This is a genomic window from Ruegeria sp. YTSC325 (assembly GCF_059609525.1).
Genome location: NZ_JBXWLY010000013.1, coordinates 101,243 through 117,115, shown reverse-complemented (window position 1 = coordinate 117,115; position 15,873 = coordinate 101,243). Strand labels below are relative to the sequence as shown.

Annotated in this window: 16 protein-coding genes; 6 read left to right on the top strand and 10 right to left on the bottom strand. The window is 55.4% G+C overall.

The features are described 5' to 3' along the window. Positions 1 to 11: 11 nt before the first annotated feature. The 5 genes from AC2FF7_RS17465 to AC2FF7_RS17445 are packed head-to-tail and all read right to left on the bottom strand — an operon-like array spanning position 12 to position 4,664. The gene (locus tag AC2FF7_RS17465; protein WP_496906033.1) at positions 12 to 1,253 is read right to left on the bottom strand and encodes a membrane dipeptidase; all 1,242 of its coding nucleotides are present in this window, start codon (positions 1,251 to 1,253) and stop codon (positions 12 to 14) included. Positions 1,254 to 1,300: 47 nt separating this feature from the next. Then, positions 1,301 to 2,479 (bottom strand): carbohydrate porin, encoded by a 1,179-nt coding sequence (locus AC2FF7_RS17460; protein ID WP_480868182.1) that lies wholly within the window; start codon positions 2,477 to 2,479, stop codon positions 1,301 to 1,303. Continuing rightward, the gene (locus AC2FF7_RS17455; protein ID WP_496906032.1) at positions 2,476 to 3,240 is read right to left on the bottom strand and encodes a DUF3299 domain-containing protein; all 765 of its coding nucleotides are present in this window, start codon (positions 3,238 to 3,240) and stop codon (positions 2,476 to 2,478) included. The genes AC2FF7_RS17460 and AC2FF7_RS17455 overlap by 4 nt, the downstream gene beginning before the upstream one ends. Positions 3,241 to 3,266: 26 nt before the next feature. Beyond that, on the bottom strand, positions 3,267 to 3,896 hold the full coding sequence (locus AC2FF7_RS17450; protein ID WP_496906031.1) for an amidohydrolase family protein: 630 nt from the start codon (positions 3,894 to 3,896) through the stop codon (positions 3,267 to 3,269). Between the two features lie 48 nt (positions 3,897 to 3,944). After that, positions 3,945 to 4,664, bottom strand: a complete 720-nt coding sequence (locus AC2FF7_RS17445; RefSeq protein ID WP_496906030.1) for an amidohydrolase family protein — start codon at positions 4,662 to 4,664, stop codon at positions 3,945 to 3,947. A gap of 142 nt (positions 4,665 to 4,806) precedes the next feature. Between AC2FF7_RS17445 and AC2FF7_RS17440 the strand changes: the two genes are divergently transcribed. Beyond that, positions 4,807 to 5,811 carry an AraC family transcriptional regulator gene (locus tag AC2FF7_RS17440; RefSeq protein WP_496906029.1) on the top strand — a complete coding sequence of 335 codons (1,005 nt, stop codon included), beginning with the start codon at positions 4,807 to 4,809 and terminating at the stop codon, positions 5,809 to 5,811. A 70-nt stretch (positions 5,812 to 5,881) separates the two neighbouring features. On the opposite strand, the gene AC2FF7_RS17435 is transcribed toward AC2FF7_RS17440, so the two are convergent. From AC2FF7_RS17435 to AC2FF7_RS17420, 4 genes are read right to left on the bottom strand one after another with little or no spacing between them, the layout of a single operon-like run. Continuing rightward, positions 5,882 to 6,685, bottom strand: a complete 804-nt coding sequence (locus AC2FF7_RS17435; protein ID WP_480869593.1) for an ABC transporter permease — start codon at positions 6,683 to 6,685, stop codon at positions 5,882 to 5,884. Next, positions 6,640 to 7,386, bottom strand: coding sequence for an ABC transporter permease (locus AC2FF7_RS17430; RefSeq protein WP_480869595.1), 747 nt, complete (start codon positions 7,384 to 7,386; stop codon positions 6,640 to 6,642). The genes AC2FF7_RS17435 and AC2FF7_RS17430 overlap by 46 nt, the downstream gene beginning before the upstream one ends. Positions 7,387 to 7,395: 9 nt before the next feature. Next, positions 7,396 to 8,160 carry a transporter substrate-binding domain-containing protein gene (locus AC2FF7_RS17425; RefSeq protein ID WP_480869598.1) on the bottom strand — a complete coding sequence of 255 codons (765 nt, stop codon included), beginning with the start codon at positions 8,158 to 8,160 and terminating at the stop codon, positions 7,396 to 7,398. 34 nt (positions 8,161 to 8,194) lie between these two features. Beyond that, entirely contained in the window at positions 8,195 to 8,989 is a 795-nt protein-coding gene (locus AC2FF7_RS17420; RefSeq protein WP_480869600.1) for an ABC transporter ATP-binding protein, read from the bottom strand. Positions 8,990 to 9,082: 93 nt separating this feature from the next. Between AC2FF7_RS17420 and AC2FF7_RS17415 the strand changes: the two genes are divergently transcribed. Genes AC2FF7_RS17415 through AC2FF7_RS17400 form a run of 4 tightly spaced genes read left to right on the top strand, consistent with a single transcriptional unit; the run spans position 9,083 to position 13,298 of the window. After that, positions 9,083 to 9,730: a TetR/AcrR family transcriptional regulator gene (locus AC2FF7_RS17415; protein ID WP_170755717.1), complete on the top strand. Its 648-nt coding sequence runs from the start codon at positions 9,083 to 9,085 to the stop codon at positions 9,728 to 9,730. After that, the gene (locus tag AC2FF7_RS17410) at positions 9,727 to 10,911 is read left to right on the top strand and encodes a pyridoxal phosphate-dependent aminotransferase (RefSeq protein ID WP_480869603.1); all 1,185 of its coding nucleotides are present in this window, start codon (positions 9,727 to 9,729) and stop codon (positions 10,909 to 10,911) included. Before AC2FF7_RS17415 ends, AC2FF7_RS17410 begins: the two co-directional genes overlap by 4 nt. After that, positions 10,908 to 12,512 (top strand): 5-guanidino-2-oxopentanoate decarboxylase, encoded by a 1,605-nt coding sequence (locus AC2FF7_RS17405; RefSeq protein ID WP_480869605.1) that lies wholly within the window; start codon positions 10,908 to 10,910, stop codon positions 12,510 to 12,512. The genes AC2FF7_RS17410 and AC2FF7_RS17405 overlap by 4 nt, the downstream gene beginning before the upstream one ends. A gap of 3 nt (positions 12,513 to 12,515) precedes the next feature. Further along, positions 12,516 to 13,298, top strand: a complete 783-nt coding sequence (locus AC2FF7_RS17400; protein ID WP_480869608.1) for an arginine deiminase family protein — start codon at positions 12,516 to 12,518, stop codon at positions 13,296 to 13,298. A gap of 76 nt (positions 13,299 to 13,374) precedes the next feature. On the opposite strand, the gene AC2FF7_RS17395 is transcribed toward AC2FF7_RS17400, so the two are convergent. Next, the gene (locus tag AC2FF7_RS17395) at positions 13,375 to 14,154 is read right to left on the bottom strand and encodes an MOSC domain-containing protein (protein WP_496906028.1); all 780 of its coding nucleotides are present in this window, start codon (positions 14,152 to 14,154) and stop codon (positions 13,375 to 13,377) included. Positions 14,155 to 14,553: 399 nt separating this feature from the next. Here AC2FF7_RS17395 and AC2FF7_RS17390 point away from each other — a divergent pair, with 399 nt between their 5' ends. Beyond that, a complete protein-coding gene (locus tag AC2FF7_RS17390; protein ID WP_170724798.1) occupies positions 14,554 to 15,873 on the top strand; it encodes an ABC transporter substrate-binding protein in 1,320 nt (439 codons plus the stop codon).

Below are 15,873 nucleotides of genomic sequence, written 5' to 3'. Positions count from 1 at the left end.
CTCGCAATAATCTAACGCGAATAAAACCCGTCACGTAGTTCTTGCCTTAAGCGCAGACGCTCGGGGTATTCTTTCAGGAATAGTTCGGGTGGTTTGCCCTCCCAAACTTGCGCATAAACTCGCATCTTGTTACCGCCATAAATCTTCGCAAGGTCCTCATTGGAATAACCCCTGGCCCAAAGGTCATCGGTAATCGCCGCAAGAATTTTGGCAAGTTCACCGTTGCCAGTGGCCCCTTTGTTGAACGCATCGATCATGTAGCCGCCATCATCGTACATGCTCGCGTTTGCAGTTGCGAACTGTACGACCAGTTCGAGCGAGAACATATCATCGGTTGCGATCCCAACATGGTCGACCCCGACAAGCTGGACATAGTAGTCGATCATATCAGCAGCTTGCTCGGGCGAGATATCCTCAGGCCAAACACCGTCCATCATCCATTCGGTGAAGGTCGGAGAAATGTAACCACCTGATTTGGCCGCACGTAATGCTTCGTCGTCGGGAATGGCCCGATAACAACCGCGTGGCGTGGCGTTAGGTTCATTCGCATAAAGCCCAGCTGGGACAGAGTGCGTATAGACATATGGCACGCCGGGATAGTTTTCATCCATGTAGTCCATGGCGTCGTTGGCCGTTTTTGAACCCGTGTGGCTTAGGTCGAGCAGGATGCCGAACCGTACCATTTCATCGATGACTGACTTCCCCCAAGGCGTCAGACCAATGTCGCGGCCGTTATAGGCCGCCAACTGCCCAGAACCAGTGCGGAAAATGTCATTGTAAGCAAGGATCATGCTTTTGATCCCCATATCCTTGAGCACTGCCATTTTCCTTAGATCGCCGTCCAGAATCGTGGCAGTTTGGCTGTTCCAAATGACCGCCGTTTTTCCCTGTATATGGGCAGCCTCAATATCGCGGGTTTCATTCACGATGAGGTAGTTTTCCGGTTGCTGGGCCATGGCAGCGCGAAAGTGGTAATGCTGGTCAAGAAAGGTATCGAAAGACATATCCGCAGCGGCCAGCGTCATCTCGTGTCCCGTAATGCCGTTGTCCCGGGCACGTGCGAAGTAAGTGTGAAGCTGCTCGTCTTCGGTCCAACCGGTGCCATACGGGCTGGCCAACATGCCGAGGACAATTGTGTCCTGCACAAACTGCTTCGCCTCTTCTGACGCCTTCCACGTCTTGCTTTCCTCGCTCGCGTGTAATGCGCAAGCAAAAGTGATCGCTATGGCGCTCACGGCCAACAGGGTCCTCATAACAGAGCCTCCTCAGCTGTTTTGTTTTGCCACCGCATGAGACCCCCTCAGAAAACGATCCGGGTTCTGAGGCCGAACAGTGTGATGTTGTCCTGAGTGGGGTTCAGCAGCGGGTTGGAAATGAACTGCAGTGATGGCGTGATCTGCAGCCCGGGCGAGATTGAAAACCGGTAGAATGCTTCGACCGTGAATTGGTCACCGTCTATGCCTCTTGCCTCGGCCCAATTCAGGCCCAGGCCGGCCAAATCGGTATTGCGACCATAGTAGCCCAGACCTGCAGAGATAGACCGGTCATAAAGCGCTGCGGTCCCCTTTGAGGCCCCAGCCCGAAAGAACGGCATCCACTTATTGTCAACGAACCATGCGGCAGAGAACGCTGCGCCGTAATCTTCCGCTCGACTGCCATCGTCAGCCGCATCCGCATGCCAAAGGGTCAAATGGATGTTGTCGAAGTAGATGCGATCAAAGCCGGAGGTGTACCCAAGTTCGAGTGATTTGAAGAGGTTGCCATCGCTAAACACATCAAAGTTTGGATCGGACGGGTCGGCGTTTGCGTCTGATACGCTGGCAACGGCGTAGAGGTTCTCGCTCAGCTTTACCCCACCGGCAATACCAAGGCCTTGGTTGGGCGTGTTAATTGTCGGATTGGTATTGAAAGACAGGTTTTGAAAACCGCTATAGGGGCTTACCAACCCGTAGATATCCACAAAGTCTGTTACATCAATCTGCCCGACTTGCAGCGTCCACGAACCGTTCTCGGCCCTTTGGGTCCAGAACAGGTTAGTCAATAGCAGACCATTGTCGTTGAAGGCTGTTCCCGTGATTGAAAGGGCTCCGCCATCCAGCCCGAGAAACTGCGGAGCAATGTCCGAATAACTGTGCCGGTCTTCGATCTTGAATGTCAGGGAACCCCGTTCAGTTGCCTGCCAACTCCCGTAGAAACGAGCGATGCCGCTGGCCGCTTCGCCGGTTCCCAGATCAGCGTTCGTGGATTGGCCCAATGCCAAGTAGTCTATGTTGAACCGAAACCCACCCTCAGCCAGCCGGTCTTTCCACTGAAACCAACCCGGTGCGATGTTGCGCGGAAAATCGGAACGGTATTGTGGGTCGGTCAGCCCATCTCCGGTCTCTAGATCAGCTTCGACCGAAGATGGACCGGATAATCCCTGAGCCGACGCTGCGCCAGCAAAGGCAATGCTCAATGCGGCAACCAAAAGTCTTATCATTCAGACGCCCTTGCCCCGCCGGTCTTGCGGTTGCCTGCCGCGCGGATGCGATCAGCTGCACGCTGCTTCCATTCCAGCCTGTCTGCCTCGGTTTCCAGAGTTTCGACACGTTCCGTTTCCAACTGGAAAGTCGCGTTCATCGGCATGAGGCCATCCACAACCATCATATTATGTACGGAAGGATCGATAGTCAGCTTACCGGTCAGCCGAACGGGTTCGTGGACATAGCTGGGCGTCCAGTCCCCGTTCAGCCGCACGCGGATCATCTGGTTCGGCGGAGGCGGAGGCATATGACTGCACATCCCTCGTTCGGGCACCAAATACGCGACAGGCCGCCCGTCCGGATCACTCGGAGCAGGAATGGCAAAGCCCGCAAGCGTGATTTTTTGACCGTCGAACTGTGGATTTCCGTTGGTCCCAGCCTTTCTCCGACGTTCCGTTACCACCTCCCGCTGATCGAGTAGCCAGTCGATATCAATTCCATCAGCTGCCAAGGCATCCTCAGTCTCGGCTAAAAGCGCTTGCCACTTTTGCCGCTCATCTTCACTGCCATCATTCTGCTGCAGCCTGCCACGCAATCGCACGACGTAGAGGACTTCGTCGAATTGTTCGGGGTTGAGATCACGGTAGGGGTCTTCAAAGATCTGCGAGGATGGGTCCGGCAGGTCTGCCCAGTCCAACGCGGTATCGGGCGTCGCCATGGCAGACTGTCCACACCAAACCAACCCTGCCAATACTACGGTGCGAAACACATGGTGCATAGATGCTCTCCGGCTCTTTAGAGGTGTCAATCCAGTGTGTTTTTGTAGATGACGCCGTCCTTCATGATCAGGCGGATCGTCTCGGGGCTTTCGGGCCTCGGGTCGGCACCGAACCACTGATCGCCCGTACCAACGACCGAGAAATCTTCGAGCGGGTTACCGTCGATCAGCAGGATATCCGCATAGGCACCTTCTTCGATCACACCCAGTTTCCCGTCGGTATACGGGTTCATGAAGTCACCTGACAAAGCGACCACCTCGCCACCTGTCGATGTCAGCGTGACCATGGATGTGTAGGGCCCGAAAAACTCGTTGTTCAGGTGTTTTTCATAGGCAATCTGGATATTGCAGGCCTCGACGGAACCAACACAGTCGGTCTGGAACCCTCGCTTGACCGGACATTCCTTCATATTGTCGATGTAGCCTGCAAATGTGGCCGAAGCGGACTTGGCTTTGGCAAGGCTCGACGGGACGTTTGCTACCGCTGGAATATCGAGCAGTCCGGGATCGAAGGCCGTCAGGTTGGTGGTGATATACGCCCCTTTTTCGTTCATGACTTGGGCAATTTCACAGTCAAACGAGAAGCCGTGTTCGATGGACATGACACCTGCGTCAAGCGCACTGAGGATCGCTTCCTTACGATAGGAATGCGCCATGACATAGCTGCCATACTCATTTGCAACTTGTACGGCGGCTCGGATTTCCTAGGGCGACCCAGCCAGCAATTGCCACGGGTCGAAGGCCGAAACGACACCCCCGGATTGCATGAATTTCAACTGTGTAGCACCCATGCGGAAATTGTTGCGTGCAAACCTGTAAACGTCGTCCACTCCGCTAACTTCCTGCGCCATGTTCAGGCGGCTCATGTTGGTTTCTGAGCCCGGTGGAGCGGTGAAATTCGCGAAGTCAGCATGACCGCCGCGCGTTCCAATAAATGCACCGGACGGAAAGTAACGCGGTCCGTCAATTTGGCCTGCGTCAATTGCGCGGCGCAGCCCGCCATTGGCACCACCTGCGTCCCTGACCGTGGTGAAGCCCTGCATCAAATACATCTCGGCCATCCGAGCACCGTGAATCGCGAAATCTTCCCAAGTCGTGTTGGCCTCCATCGCAGGCAGAGTCGGCCCCATCAGCATCAGGTGCGCGTGCAATTCGATAAACCCGGGGGTCAGTGTCCGTCCCTCTCCGTCAATGACCGTGGCATTGGGGGCATCGATCGCATCAGTTGAGACGGCCTTGATAAGGTTGCCCTCAACCAGAACGCTCGCATTTTCGATACGCTGTTCATTGACGCCGTCGAAGACATGCACGTTGGTGAAAAGAGTTTGGGGTTCTTCCTGATCCTGAGCGTGCGCGGACGCAGAAAAAGAAAGACCGGCAGCGGCGATTACCGCCGAGCAAAGCGACATTCGTAGACCGGACATGGGTACTCCCTTCATATTCATGTTCTGCCAACTGTAGTCCGGAAAGTTTTGCCTTGGTTGCCACTTTTGAATTAGGATGTTCGAATGTGATTATAAAAATGGCCACTGAATAAAACTGCCAATGCTCACAAGGATGACGAGCTTGCCTTTCAACGCCACCTCCCGAGAGCATAGCGAGGGCTTTATTCGCCTCTCATTAGCTGCTCCGTTTCTGCAATATCTCACCGAACGTAAGATCAATCCGCAACCAGCTTTGGATCAGGTCGGGTTGAAGGCCGAACTGTTGTCTGACCCATCCGTGTTCGTTCACTCAGAGTTGGTCTACGGCTTGGTAAATGCCTTCTCAGAAGTGTCAGGGGATCGATACCTTGGACTGAATGTAGGCGAGACGTTTAACCTGCAAGAGTGGCCTCCGTTCGCTCAAGCCCTGCAAACTACAAAAACGCTGTTCGAGTTCTTTACCCGCTTTGTTGGGCTTGTCCCGCAGGAGTCCAATTCTGTGCGGCACAGCCTTATCATTAAAGCGGACAAAGCGACTTATCGTATCGATAGGCAACAGGAACCAACTGTTCCACCCGTTCAGGTGACCGGTTTTGGCGCCGCAATCTATGTACGTCTATTGCAGACCGTCGTCGGCGATTCCTGGGATTCTTCGCGCGTACGATGGGAAAGCAGATACATCAATGGTCTACCTATCGACTACAAGGGGATCGAGGTTGGCCTTGGACCCGATCCCGGAATGCAAATTAGTTTTCCTGTGGAATGGTTGTTTTTGCACCATGTCTCTGACGGCTCTGCCAAGCCGATCGCCTCACCGCAACAAGATGAAGAAGTAACCGTGGTGGCTGCATTGCGCTCTGTCTTGCGCGACAAACTGGATGAAACCGATTTGGGGCCGGAGATGGTGGCCAGGTTACTGGGAATACGGCCGGAACGGTTCCTGAAAGCGCTTCAGCAACAAGGCACAACGCTACCCCGCGAAATCAAACGGCTGCGTGTCGATATCGCCAAGGAGCACCTAAAAGAAGACCGGATGACAATTGCGGAGATTGGTCTGATGCTTGGCTATTCCGACAAGTCCCACTTCACTCGCTTTTTCCGAGGTCAAACCGGAATGACACCGACCAAGTTCCGCCTTGGCTTGTAATTAAGTAGCAAATACCTGGAGTGGTTTGCCACTGCTTAACAAGTTTGGGCCGACAAGACAGTGTCAGACTTCAAACACCTTCAAATCGGCGAAAAGCCAAAGCGATCAACCCGGCTAGGACCATATAGACCAAGGCCAACAACAAAAGCGGCTCGTATACGATAAACGTGTCAGATCGAACCCGCGAAGAGACGGCGTAAATCTCGACCACCGTGATCGTTGCAACCAAGGGTGTCGCTTTGAGCTGCAGGATCGTTTCTCCGCCCAAAGTTGGCAGCACGTTGCGCACAGCCTGGGGCAGCCATATCCGGCGGAACATCGTAAAACGTGGCATTCCAAAAGACTTTGCAGCCTCAAGCTGCCCTTTCGCTACACTGGAAAACGCACCCCGCATTACCTCACCTTCATAACCAGCGAAGGACAAGGTCAACGCAAGCACCGCGTAAGGCCATGCTTGGCGCAGGTAGGGCCACAGCTCTGACGACCTTATCCAAGGAAACTGCGGAAACAGCGAACCCAGTCCGTAATACAACAGCCAAATCTGCAACAGCAGGGGCGTGCCTCGGATTATGGTGCAAAACACTCGGGCAGGTGTTGCCAGGTACCAAGGGCCGATCGCCTGCGCCAAGCCCAGCGGCACCGCCAATAAAAACCCCAGAACGGTTGTCACCACCAGCAGCCAGATCGTCGTCCAAAGGCCCTGCAACGCCAGCGGCGCGTATTGCGGGATCCAATCCCATCGCAACGAAAAGGCACACCAGATAATCAGGGCTGCAAACAACAGCATCATAACGATCCGGTGCGGCTGCATCAGCGCTTTCACGGTGATCACGAGGAACCCCCTTTCAACGAAGGCTGACCACGGCGCGCCCATTTCTCGATACGGGCAAAAACCGCACCCGAGAAAAGGGTGACCATGAGATACAGAAAGCCCGCCGCCAGAAAGAAGGTAAAGTAAGCACGGGTACTGCTTGCCGCCTGTCGTGTTTCAAGTGTCAATTCACTGAACCCGACAACGGCCAGCAAGGCCGTATCCTTGGTCGCGATAAGCCACAGATTGGCCAAGCCTGGCACCGCAAATCCCATCATTGCTGGGATCGTCACGCGACGCATGATCATAAATGCGGGCATTCCATAGGATTTTGCCGCTTCGATTTGCCCGACCGGAACCGCCTTGATAGCCCCACGAAGCACTTCGGTGGCATAGGCCCCCTGTACAACGCCCAAGACCCAGATGCCTGCGGCGACACCGCTGATTTCAACCCGACCTCCTCCCAACGCCTCAGAGATCTTGTTGATGATATCGCTGCCGACATAGTACAGGATCAAGATCAACACCAGTTCAGGCACCGCCCTGATCACCGTTGTATAAATGGCAAGAAGGTCACGTGTGACCTTCCCCCCATAGAGTTTCCCGTAGGCACCGAACAGCCCGATTATCAGCCCCATTCCAAAAGCGCCCACGGCGATCTGCAGGGAATTGGCAAGCCCGCGCAACAGGTTGCCGCCCCAGCTTGACAGCGACAGCAACTCGGCGCTGGCGCCGAGGCCCAGTGTCTCGAATAGTCCGGTCACAACAGCGCCTTAGTAGATGCTGGTGGTGAAATAGCCCTCGGTGATTTTCTCGTGCGTGCCGTCAGCCAGGATCGCCGCGATCCCTTTGTTCAGCGCTTCCAGAAGCTCGGTATCGCCCTTGCGTACGCCTGCACCCACACCACGGCCCAGAATCGCCGGATCATCCGCAACGGCTCCCTTGATCTCGCAGCAGCTGCCATTGTCCGAGTTCACGAAATCCGCCATCGCGATGCTGTCTGCCTGGGTCGCATCAATTCGGCCTGCGAACAGATCTTGATTGGCTTCGTCCTGAGTCTGGTAGACTTTCAACTCGGCGTCCTTGAAGTATTCCTGCGCATAGGCTTGGTGAATCGTCGAGGCCTGAATGCCAATGATCTTGCCAGCCAGCGATTCAGGCGTAGGCTCAATATCAATTGATTTGTCGGCCACAATCACCGCGGGCGTATTGTAGTACGCATCACTGAAGTCGATAGTTTTCAACCGCTCTTCGGTGATCGACATCGAGGCCATGATCGCGTCGATCTGCTGACCAGTCAAAGACGGAATGATGCCGTCCCAGGCAACAGGCGTAATCACGCAGTCAAGCTCGGCCGCAGTACAAACCGCTTCGATGACCTCAATTTCCCAGCCAACCCAGTTGCCCGCGCTGTCCGGCGAGGCGAATGGTGGATAGGGTTCAGCTGCAATACCAATCTTGACTTGCTCGGCTGCAGCACCGCCTGCCGCCAGCATGGCTGCGGCAGAGACTGCAGTCAGGAATGCTTTGATTTTCATAAGTTTCTCCGTGTTGATAGCGTTTATTTTTGTTTTATCCGACCGAGCTGAGGAATTGCTTCAGCCGCTCGGATTGCGGATTTCCAAAGAGCTCGGCAGGTGGGCCCTGCTCTTCGATACGACCTTGATATAGGTAGACGACGTGGTTCGCGACCTCGCGGGCGAACTTCATCTCATGCGTGACCAGTAGCATGGTGCGCCCCTCAGCGGCCAGGTCACGGATCACGGTCAGAACTTCTCCGACCAGTTCAGGGTCTAGCGCGGATGTGGGTTCGTCAAACAGCATGGCAGACGGATTAACGGCCAACGCCCGTGCAATCGCGGCCCGCTGCTGCTGACCACCCGAAAGGTAAGCGGGAAACGTGTCCTCCTTACCGCCCAGGCCAACCCTGACCAGCAATTCGCGCGCGCGCTCGATCGCTTCTGCCTTTGGGACCTTCAGGACATGCACCGGCACCTCGATCACGTTCTCTAACAAGGTGCGGTGCGTCCACAGATTGAATTGCTGGAACACCATCGCCAGTTTGGTGCGAATACGTTCGATTTGCTTCTGGCTGGCCGGGCTGCCATCTGCCCGCATCGCGACCTCTTCGCCGCCGATGACGATTTTGCCCGACGTTGGCGTCTCCAGAAAATTGATGCAGCGCAGCATGGTTGACTTACCAGAACCCGAACCACCGATGATCGCAACAACATCACCTTGATGCGCGATCAGATCCACGCCTTTCAGAACTTCTAAATCGCCAAAGGATTTATGCAAATCCTCTACCCGGATCGCCTCTCGGCGGGTGTCGGGTTGCTGTGCTGATGCGGCAGCGGCTGTGTCCATTTTTTGCGACCCCAATTTTCCGATTGCAGTAAGCCGCGAACATCGTAATTATGCAAGCGTATAATTAATGCAACCAGCGAAAACGAACCAGTTGTGAGTGAAGAACGCAAAAAATTCAGGCGCGAGTCGGCCGAATCCCGGCAGGAAGCTTTGATTCTAGCCACGCTGGAACTGGTTGCTGAACAGGGCGTGCGCGGCGCCACGGTGCGGGGAATCGCAGAACGCGCAAATGTCACGGGGGGGCTGATCCGCCACTACTTCAGCTCCAAAGAAGATCTGATCGTGGCCGCCTACGAGCACCACATGAACACGATGACCGACCAGACCTTTGCACTTGCGACGGGCACAGAGGTCGGCGCGCAAACCAGGCTCGCCGCTTTCGTGACGGCGTCTTTGACACCACCCGTTGTCGACCCCCGCGCCATCGCCCTGTGGGCCAGCTTTCTGAACAAGGTGCAGCACGACCCACAGATGAAAGCGACGCATGAACGGACATATGCCTATTTTCGGGACCAGCTTGAGGAACTGATTGCAGCCTCGCTGAACGAAGTTGACCGGCCCGCGCCCCCTGCCCGTTTGCGGCAATTGGCCATTGCGTGCAACGCGGTGATCGATGGTCTGTGGCTTGAAGGCGGGGCGCTGCCGGACGCATTTGAACAAGGTGAACTGGTTGAAATCGGGCTGCAGTCCGTTTCCGCCATTCTCGATTTGGATCTAACGCAGGAGAGCAAGCCCAAATGAGGCTGACAGCAATCACCGAACGGCTGGCCGGATTGGGCGGCGGCAAGTGGGAAGTCCACCTGAAGGCGCGCGCATTGGCCGAGGCAGGCGCAGACCTCGTGGAAATGACGATCGGCGAACCGGACGTGCCAACACCGCAAGAGTTGTGCGACGCGGCGGCCTTGGCATTGCATTCGGGCCGCACCGGATATTCAAACGGGCGCGGAGAGGCTGGGCTTTGTGCAGCTTTGGCCGAAACATACACCGAAAGCCGTGGGCGGCAGTTTCTGCCTGAAGACATTCTGTGTTTTCCCGGCACGCAGACAGCACTTTTTGCGGTGATGCAGGGCCTCGCAGAAGCCGGGTCCGAAGTTCTAGTCGGCGATCCCATGTATGCGACCTATGAGGGTGTCATCCGCGCCAGCGGGGCTGAACCGGTTCCGGTGCCGCTGCGCGCTGAAAACGGGTTTAGACTTCAGGCTGACGATCTCGCCGCGCGTATCACGCCGCGCAGCCGGGCGATACTGCTGACCACTCCTCACAACCCGACAGGCGCGATCCTGACTGCGGAAGATATCGGTAAAATCGGTAAAATTGCGCAACAACATGACCTGTGGATCATCTCGGACGAAGTGTACGAGCATCTGGTGTTCGATGATGCCGACTTTGTGTCGCCGCTTTCTGATCCGCAGCTGGCAGACCGGGTCATCGCGGTCTCGTCGATATCGAAATCCCACGCCGCCCCCGGTTTTCGCAGTGGCTGGTGTGTGGGCCCGGCCGAGTTTTGTGCAGCGCTTCTGCCGGTCTCCGAAACCATGCTGTTCGGCAATCAACCCTTCATCGCGGACATGACGGAAAAAGCAGTACGGGACGGATCGTCGGTCGCGGCGGGTATGGCGTCCCGCTTTGCAAGCCGCGCCCTGATCCTGGAACATCGGCTACACGCCGAAACCGGGCTTGTCGTACACCGCCCAGAGGCCGGCATGTTTGCGTTGGTCAATGTATCAGCCTGCGGCATGGACGGGGACACTTATGCTTGGGACCTGCTGGAGCATGGCGTTTCCGTCATGCCTGGCTCGGCCTTTGGCGAAAGCCTTACAGATTGGGTCCGGGTCGCCTTGACGATTGACGACGAGCGTTTCGCAAAAGCACTGGACCGCATCGTTGCCCATGCAAACCTCAGCGATCGGAACGTCGCATGACCAACCAAACAGTGGGCGAAGCATTGGTCGCAGGGCTGAAACAGCGCGGCGTGTCTTGTGTCTTTGGCATTCCCGGAGTGCATACGGTCGAGCTGTACCGCGGCCTTGCGGCCTCTGGAATCCGTCATGTCACCCCTCGGCATGAACAGGGTGCGGGCTTTATGGCTGACGGCTATGCGCGCGCGTCGGGTAAACCTGGCGTAGCTTTTGTTATCACCGGTCCCGGCCTGACAAACACCCTGACCCCGATGGCGCAGGCACGCGCGGACTCCGTGCCAATGCTGGTGGTCTCGGGCGTCAACGATACAGATACGCTCGGCCAAGGATATGGCCATTTGCATGAACTGCCCGATCAGCACGCCCTTGCCAAAACTGTGGCGCTGGTTTCTGAACATGTGAGCCTGCCCGGTGATCTGGACCCAGCTCTGGAGCGCGTTTTTGCGACCTGCTGCTCGGAACGTCCCGGCCCCACTCATATTGAGATCCCACTGGATGTGGCAGGACACGCAGCCGAACGCGCCCCTATCGCCAAGACCCTACCCAGCTGGGCCCCGGACGGCGACGTGATCCAACAGGCTGCCGCGCAGCTCTTGGCCGCAAAACGCATTGTCATCCTGGCCGGTGGCGGTGCGAAAACCAGCGCCGAAGGCCTGAAAGCCTTAGCCGAGCGCCTAGACTCTCCAGTCGTGCAAACCGTCAACGCGCGTGGGTTGATGCATGATCATCCATTGACCGTTCCCGCTAGCCCCAGTTTGAAATCTGTACGCGTACTGATCGAAGACGCCGATTGCGTTCTCGCTTTAGGGACCGAGCTGGGCCCAACAGATTATGACATGTACGCTACGGGAAAGATGCCCATGATGCCCGGTCTGATACGTGTTGATGTTTGCCCGGATCAATTGGCCCGTCATGACACGAAAATTGCCATACAGGCCCGGACTGATCAGGCAATATCCGCATTGCTTGCTGCCCTGCCCGACCGGCCCGACCAGCGGGATGGCGCGGGTCGCGCCGAAAAAACCCGCGCCGCAGCTTATGAAGAGATCGGCCCAGACTACCGCGCCCAGGTCGAGATCCTGGCAGCCATGCGCGCGACTGTCCCCAACGCGCTTATAGTGGGCGATTCCACGCAACCGATCTACGCAGGTAACCTCTATTATGACCACGACCGTCCGGGCGGATGGTTCAATGCCGCCACCGGTTATGGCGCGCTCGGGTATGGCATTCCGGCCGCTATCGGTGCAGGAATTGCCGATCCTCAGGCCCCTGTGATCTGCATCGCCGGCGATGGTGGCGCCCAATTCTCGCTGCCCGAGATTATGGCCGCGGTGGATCACAACCTGCACATTACCTTTGTCTTGTGGAATAACCACGGCTACGGCGAGATCGCGACGTCAATGCAGGATGTTGGGGTTGAGGTGATCGGATGCGACCCGACTCCACCTGATTTTGCCGCCACCGCAGCCTCGTTTGGCATACCACATGAACGGGTTTCTCAGAATCCCGCTGAGATAGCGGCCGCGTTGGCTTCGGCCCGCGCGCGAAACTGCCCTTCAATTCTGGAAATCGACATTACCGGGGATCGCCCGGATCAGGAGTAACTCATGCGGAATCCGACCTTTGAATTTGCACGTGCCATCACCCGCAAGCCCGCCACGACAATTGCAGAAGGGTTGCGCGCCGAGGATATCGGCAATCCAAACCTGGACGGGATGCTGGCCGCGCATTCGGCCTATGTCAGTGCGCTGCGCAGCACTGGGGCAGAGGTGATCGAGCTTGAACCGCTTGACGCTTATCCTGATGCACAATTTGTCGAGGATACCGCACTTTGCCTTCCACAAGGTGCAATTCTGATGCGTCCCGGCGCGCCCTCTCGCATGGGTGAAGTGGCGGAAATAGCATCGACGATCCGTGCCTGCTATCACGACGTCCGCGAGATCAAAGGCCCCGGCCATGTCGAAGGCGGCGACATTCTGGTGACCGGAAAAGAAATCTTGGTGGGCCGTTCGGATCGCACCGACGCGGCAGGCGTGGCCGAGCTGGCGGAAATTGCCAATGAGTGGGGCCATGCTTTGCGTGAGGTGTTTACGCCTGAAGGCGTGTTGCATTTCAAGACCGATTGTTCGCTGATGGATGCCGAGACCATCCTTGCAACCAAGCGCCTGGATGCGTCCGGGTGTTTTGAACGCTATAGGGTTTTGCATGTCGCCGACGGTGAAGAAGCGGCTGCCAATGCAATTCGTTTCAATAATCTGGTACTGATGGCAGCAGGTTTCCCGCGCACAGCCGACACTCTGGACAAGGCGGGATTTGAGGTTGTTCAGATCGACAATACCGATTGTGCTAAGCTGGATGGCGGAATGTCCTGCCTGTCCTTGAGGTTTTGAGGGTCTCAGGGACAGGCAGGACAACTGGACTTGAAGCATAGTTTATGTCTCAAGCCTTTTGACAATCTGTTTTGGATTAGGCGAGCAGTTCCCCAGATTGACCGACCATTAGCGTTCCACCATTGGCCACCTCGACATAGACACCCATGTCCATATGACCCATCACCTTTCGAATAAGATAGGGTACATTCAAGTCCCGCTCGGCCGTTATCGGGTTAACTTCAGTTGCTGCGCACCTTTTGGTTCGCGAGAGAATTTTCAGCTTAACATCACCAAATCTCAAAACTGAACCAACGGAATCCAGCTCGGCAAACGCAGGTAACCCGTCAATCTCGATATTCGATCGGAAGCGCGCTGGGTGGACATTCGCGTTCAGTTGCTTGCCCAGTTCTTCCACAGAAGCCAGATTCAAAACGGATATCGCGTTCATCATTTTCGGTGATACCACAGACACATCCGTAAACCGATGAGGCGAAGACGAGACGAACTTTGGCGGTTCGGGATCTTTTAAACCAATCTCCGACGAAAGAAAATTTGCCGCGCTCATCCGGTCTTCGGGCGTTCGCATATTAAAGCGTTGTATCTTGCTGTTAGCATTGATCTCAAGAGCTTGGGTCTCGGGATCAAAATTTGTTTGAATGCCGGCCAGAGCAGCCTCGTTTAACAAAACGACAAAACGATCTTTCGGCAGTGGCTTGGGGTTCTGCTCATCGAAACCCGAGTTGTATCTAGCAAATCCGAACAACCGATCACCAGGAATGCCCTCTCCTGCTCGCAGCGTCACAGTTTGCATAGGCTCCGAACTCAAGCCTTTTACTGGGTAGCGGCTCATTCGGACGATAGAGAGATTTTTCATACGTCTGCACCTTACCAATCGAGTGACCCAATACCCAGAGCAGGCTGCGCTGTTTGACGCTATCTACAATTCGCAAAGGTATCGACCAAATAATCTGTGAGCGCTTCAGACGCGGCTTAGCTAAACCTACTGGTTGCATGATGACTGCGATCACGAGCTTCGCCAATTTTAGTCGATATGGCTATTTAGAATATCTCTGCCAAAACTACTCATGCACAAAACTGATTTTATAATATAAATAATAATCAGACACTTATAGCAAACCTTTGCGATTTTCTCCTGTCTATTGAGGTACGAACCTCAAAAATTTCTGGACTTGAGGTGCGTACCTCAAATAGCCTTGGTCATATGCCGCGATTCGCACATCCTCGATTGACGGCGCAAAAAAGGGAGGAATGGATGACTTACACAAAACTGGCTTCGGCCAGCGCAATAGTCCTTGCCGCTACTACTCTTTCTACCAAGGCAAATGCTGAAGATCTGACACTATGTTGGGCTGCGTGGGATCCGGCCAACGCGCTTGTCGAGCTGTCAAAAGAATTTGAAGCAGAGTCTGGCCACACGATGAACTTCGAATTTGTTCCATGGCCAAATTTTGCGGACCGGATGCTAAATGAGCTGAACTCTGGGGGTAAACTCTGCGACCTGTTAATTGGTGACAGCCAATGGATCGGCGGTGGTGCCGAAAACGGTCATTATGTCCAACTCAACGAGTTCTTCGATGCTGAAGGCATCAGCATGGACGACTTCGCGCCAGCCACTGTCTACGCTTATTCGACCTGGCCCAAGGGTACACCAAACTACTATGCGCTGCCTGCGATGGGCGATGCGAATGGATGGTTCTACCGCAAGGACTGGTTTGAAAACCCCGATATCCAAGCCGCCTACAAAGAGGCGACCGGTCAGGATCTGCGCGAGCCTCAATCGCAGAAAGAGCTCTTGCAGATCGCGCAGTTCTTCCAAGGTCGTGAGATCGACGGCAAGACGGTTTACGGAGCCGCAATTTTTACCGAGCGCGGCTCGGAAGGAATAACAATGGGTGTGACCGGGGCACTGTATCCATGGGGCTTCAAGTATGAAAACACACCTGGCTCGTATGACATGGAAGGTGCCGTAAATTCACCAGAAGCAGTTGAAGCACTGGAATTCTACAAAGAGTTCTACGAAACGGCTACACCTCCGGGATACACCAACTCTTATATGGGTGAGAGCTTGGACGCCTTTAAATCCGGTCAGGTCGCCATGGCGATGAACTGGTTTGCCTTCTTCCCTGGTCTATATGCCGACCCCAATACCGGCGGTGACAAGATCGACTTCTTCGTGAACCCACCGCAAAATCAAGCGGGTTCAACACTGGGCGGACAAGGAATTTCTGTAGTCAGTTACTCCGACAAACAGGACGCCGCGCTCGAGTACATAAAGTGGTTCGCGCAGCCAGACGTTCAGGCCAAATGGTGGGAGCTGGGTGGTTACTCGGCACATAACTCAGTGCTGGAAGATCCCGGTTTCGTTGATAGCCAACCGTTCGCGGGTGACTTCCTTGAAGCAATGGGCGGTGTGCAGGATTTCTGGCAAGAGCCTGCTTATGCCGAGCTTCTGCTGGCAATGCAGAAACGCATCCACGACTACGTGGTTGCTGACCAAGGCACAGCTCAGGAAGCGTTGGATCTTCTGATCGAAGATTGGACGGAAGTCTTCGAAGACGAAGGCAAGCTGTAG

Coding starts and splice junctions, on each gene's coding strand:
- AC2FF7_RS17465 (WP_496906033.1), bottom strand. CDS start 1,253: ATGAGGACCCTGTTGGCCGTGAGCGCCATAGCGATCACTTTTGCTTGC.
- AC2FF7_RS17460 (WP_480868182.1), bottom strand. CDS start 2,479: ATGATAAGACTTTTGGTTGCCGCATTGAGCATTGCCTTTGCTGGCGCA.
- AC2FF7_RS17455 (WP_496906032.1), bottom strand. CDS start 3,240: ATGCACCATGTGTTTCGCACCGTAGTATTGGCAGGGTTGGTTTGGTGT.
- AC2FF7_RS17450 (WP_496906031.1), bottom strand. CDS start 3,896: ATGGCGCATTCCTATCGTAAGGAAGCGATCCTCAGTGCGCTTGACGCA.
- AC2FF7_RS17445 (WP_496906030.1), bottom strand. CDS start 4,664: ATGTCCGGTCTACGAATGTCGCTTTGCTCGGCGGTAATCGCCGCTGCC.
- AC2FF7_RS17435 (WP_480869593.1), bottom strand. CDS start 6,685: ATGGGCGCGCCGTGGTCAGCCTTCGTTGAAAGGGGGTTCCTCGTGATC.
- AC2FF7_RS17425 (WP_480869598.1), bottom strand. CDS start 8,160: ATGAAAATCAAAGCATTCCTGACTGCAGTCTCTGCCGCAGCCATGCTG.
- AC2FF7_RS17420 (WP_480869600.1), bottom strand. CDS start 8,989: ATGGACACAGCCGCTGCCGCATCAGCACAGCAACCCGACACCCGCCGA.
- AC2FF7_RS17410 (WP_480869603.1), top strand. CDS start 9,727: ATGAGGCTGACAGCAATCACCGAACGGCTGGCCGGATTGGGCGGCGGC.
- AC2FF7_RS17405 (WP_480869605.1), top strand. CDS start 10,908: ATGACCAACCAAACAGTGGGCGAAGCATTGGTCGCAGGGCTGAAACAG.
- AC2FF7_RS17400 (WP_480869608.1), top strand. CDS start 12,516: ATGCGGAATCCGACCTTTGAATTTGCACGTGCCATCACCCGCAAGCCC.
- AC2FF7_RS17395 (WP_496906028.1), bottom strand. CDS start 14,154: ATGAAAAATCTCTCTATCGTCCGAATGAGCCGCTACCCAGTAAAAGGC.
- AC2FF7_RS17390 (WP_170724798.1), top strand. CDS start 14,554: ATGACTTACACAAAACTGGCTTCGGCCAGCGCAATAGTCCTTGCCGCT.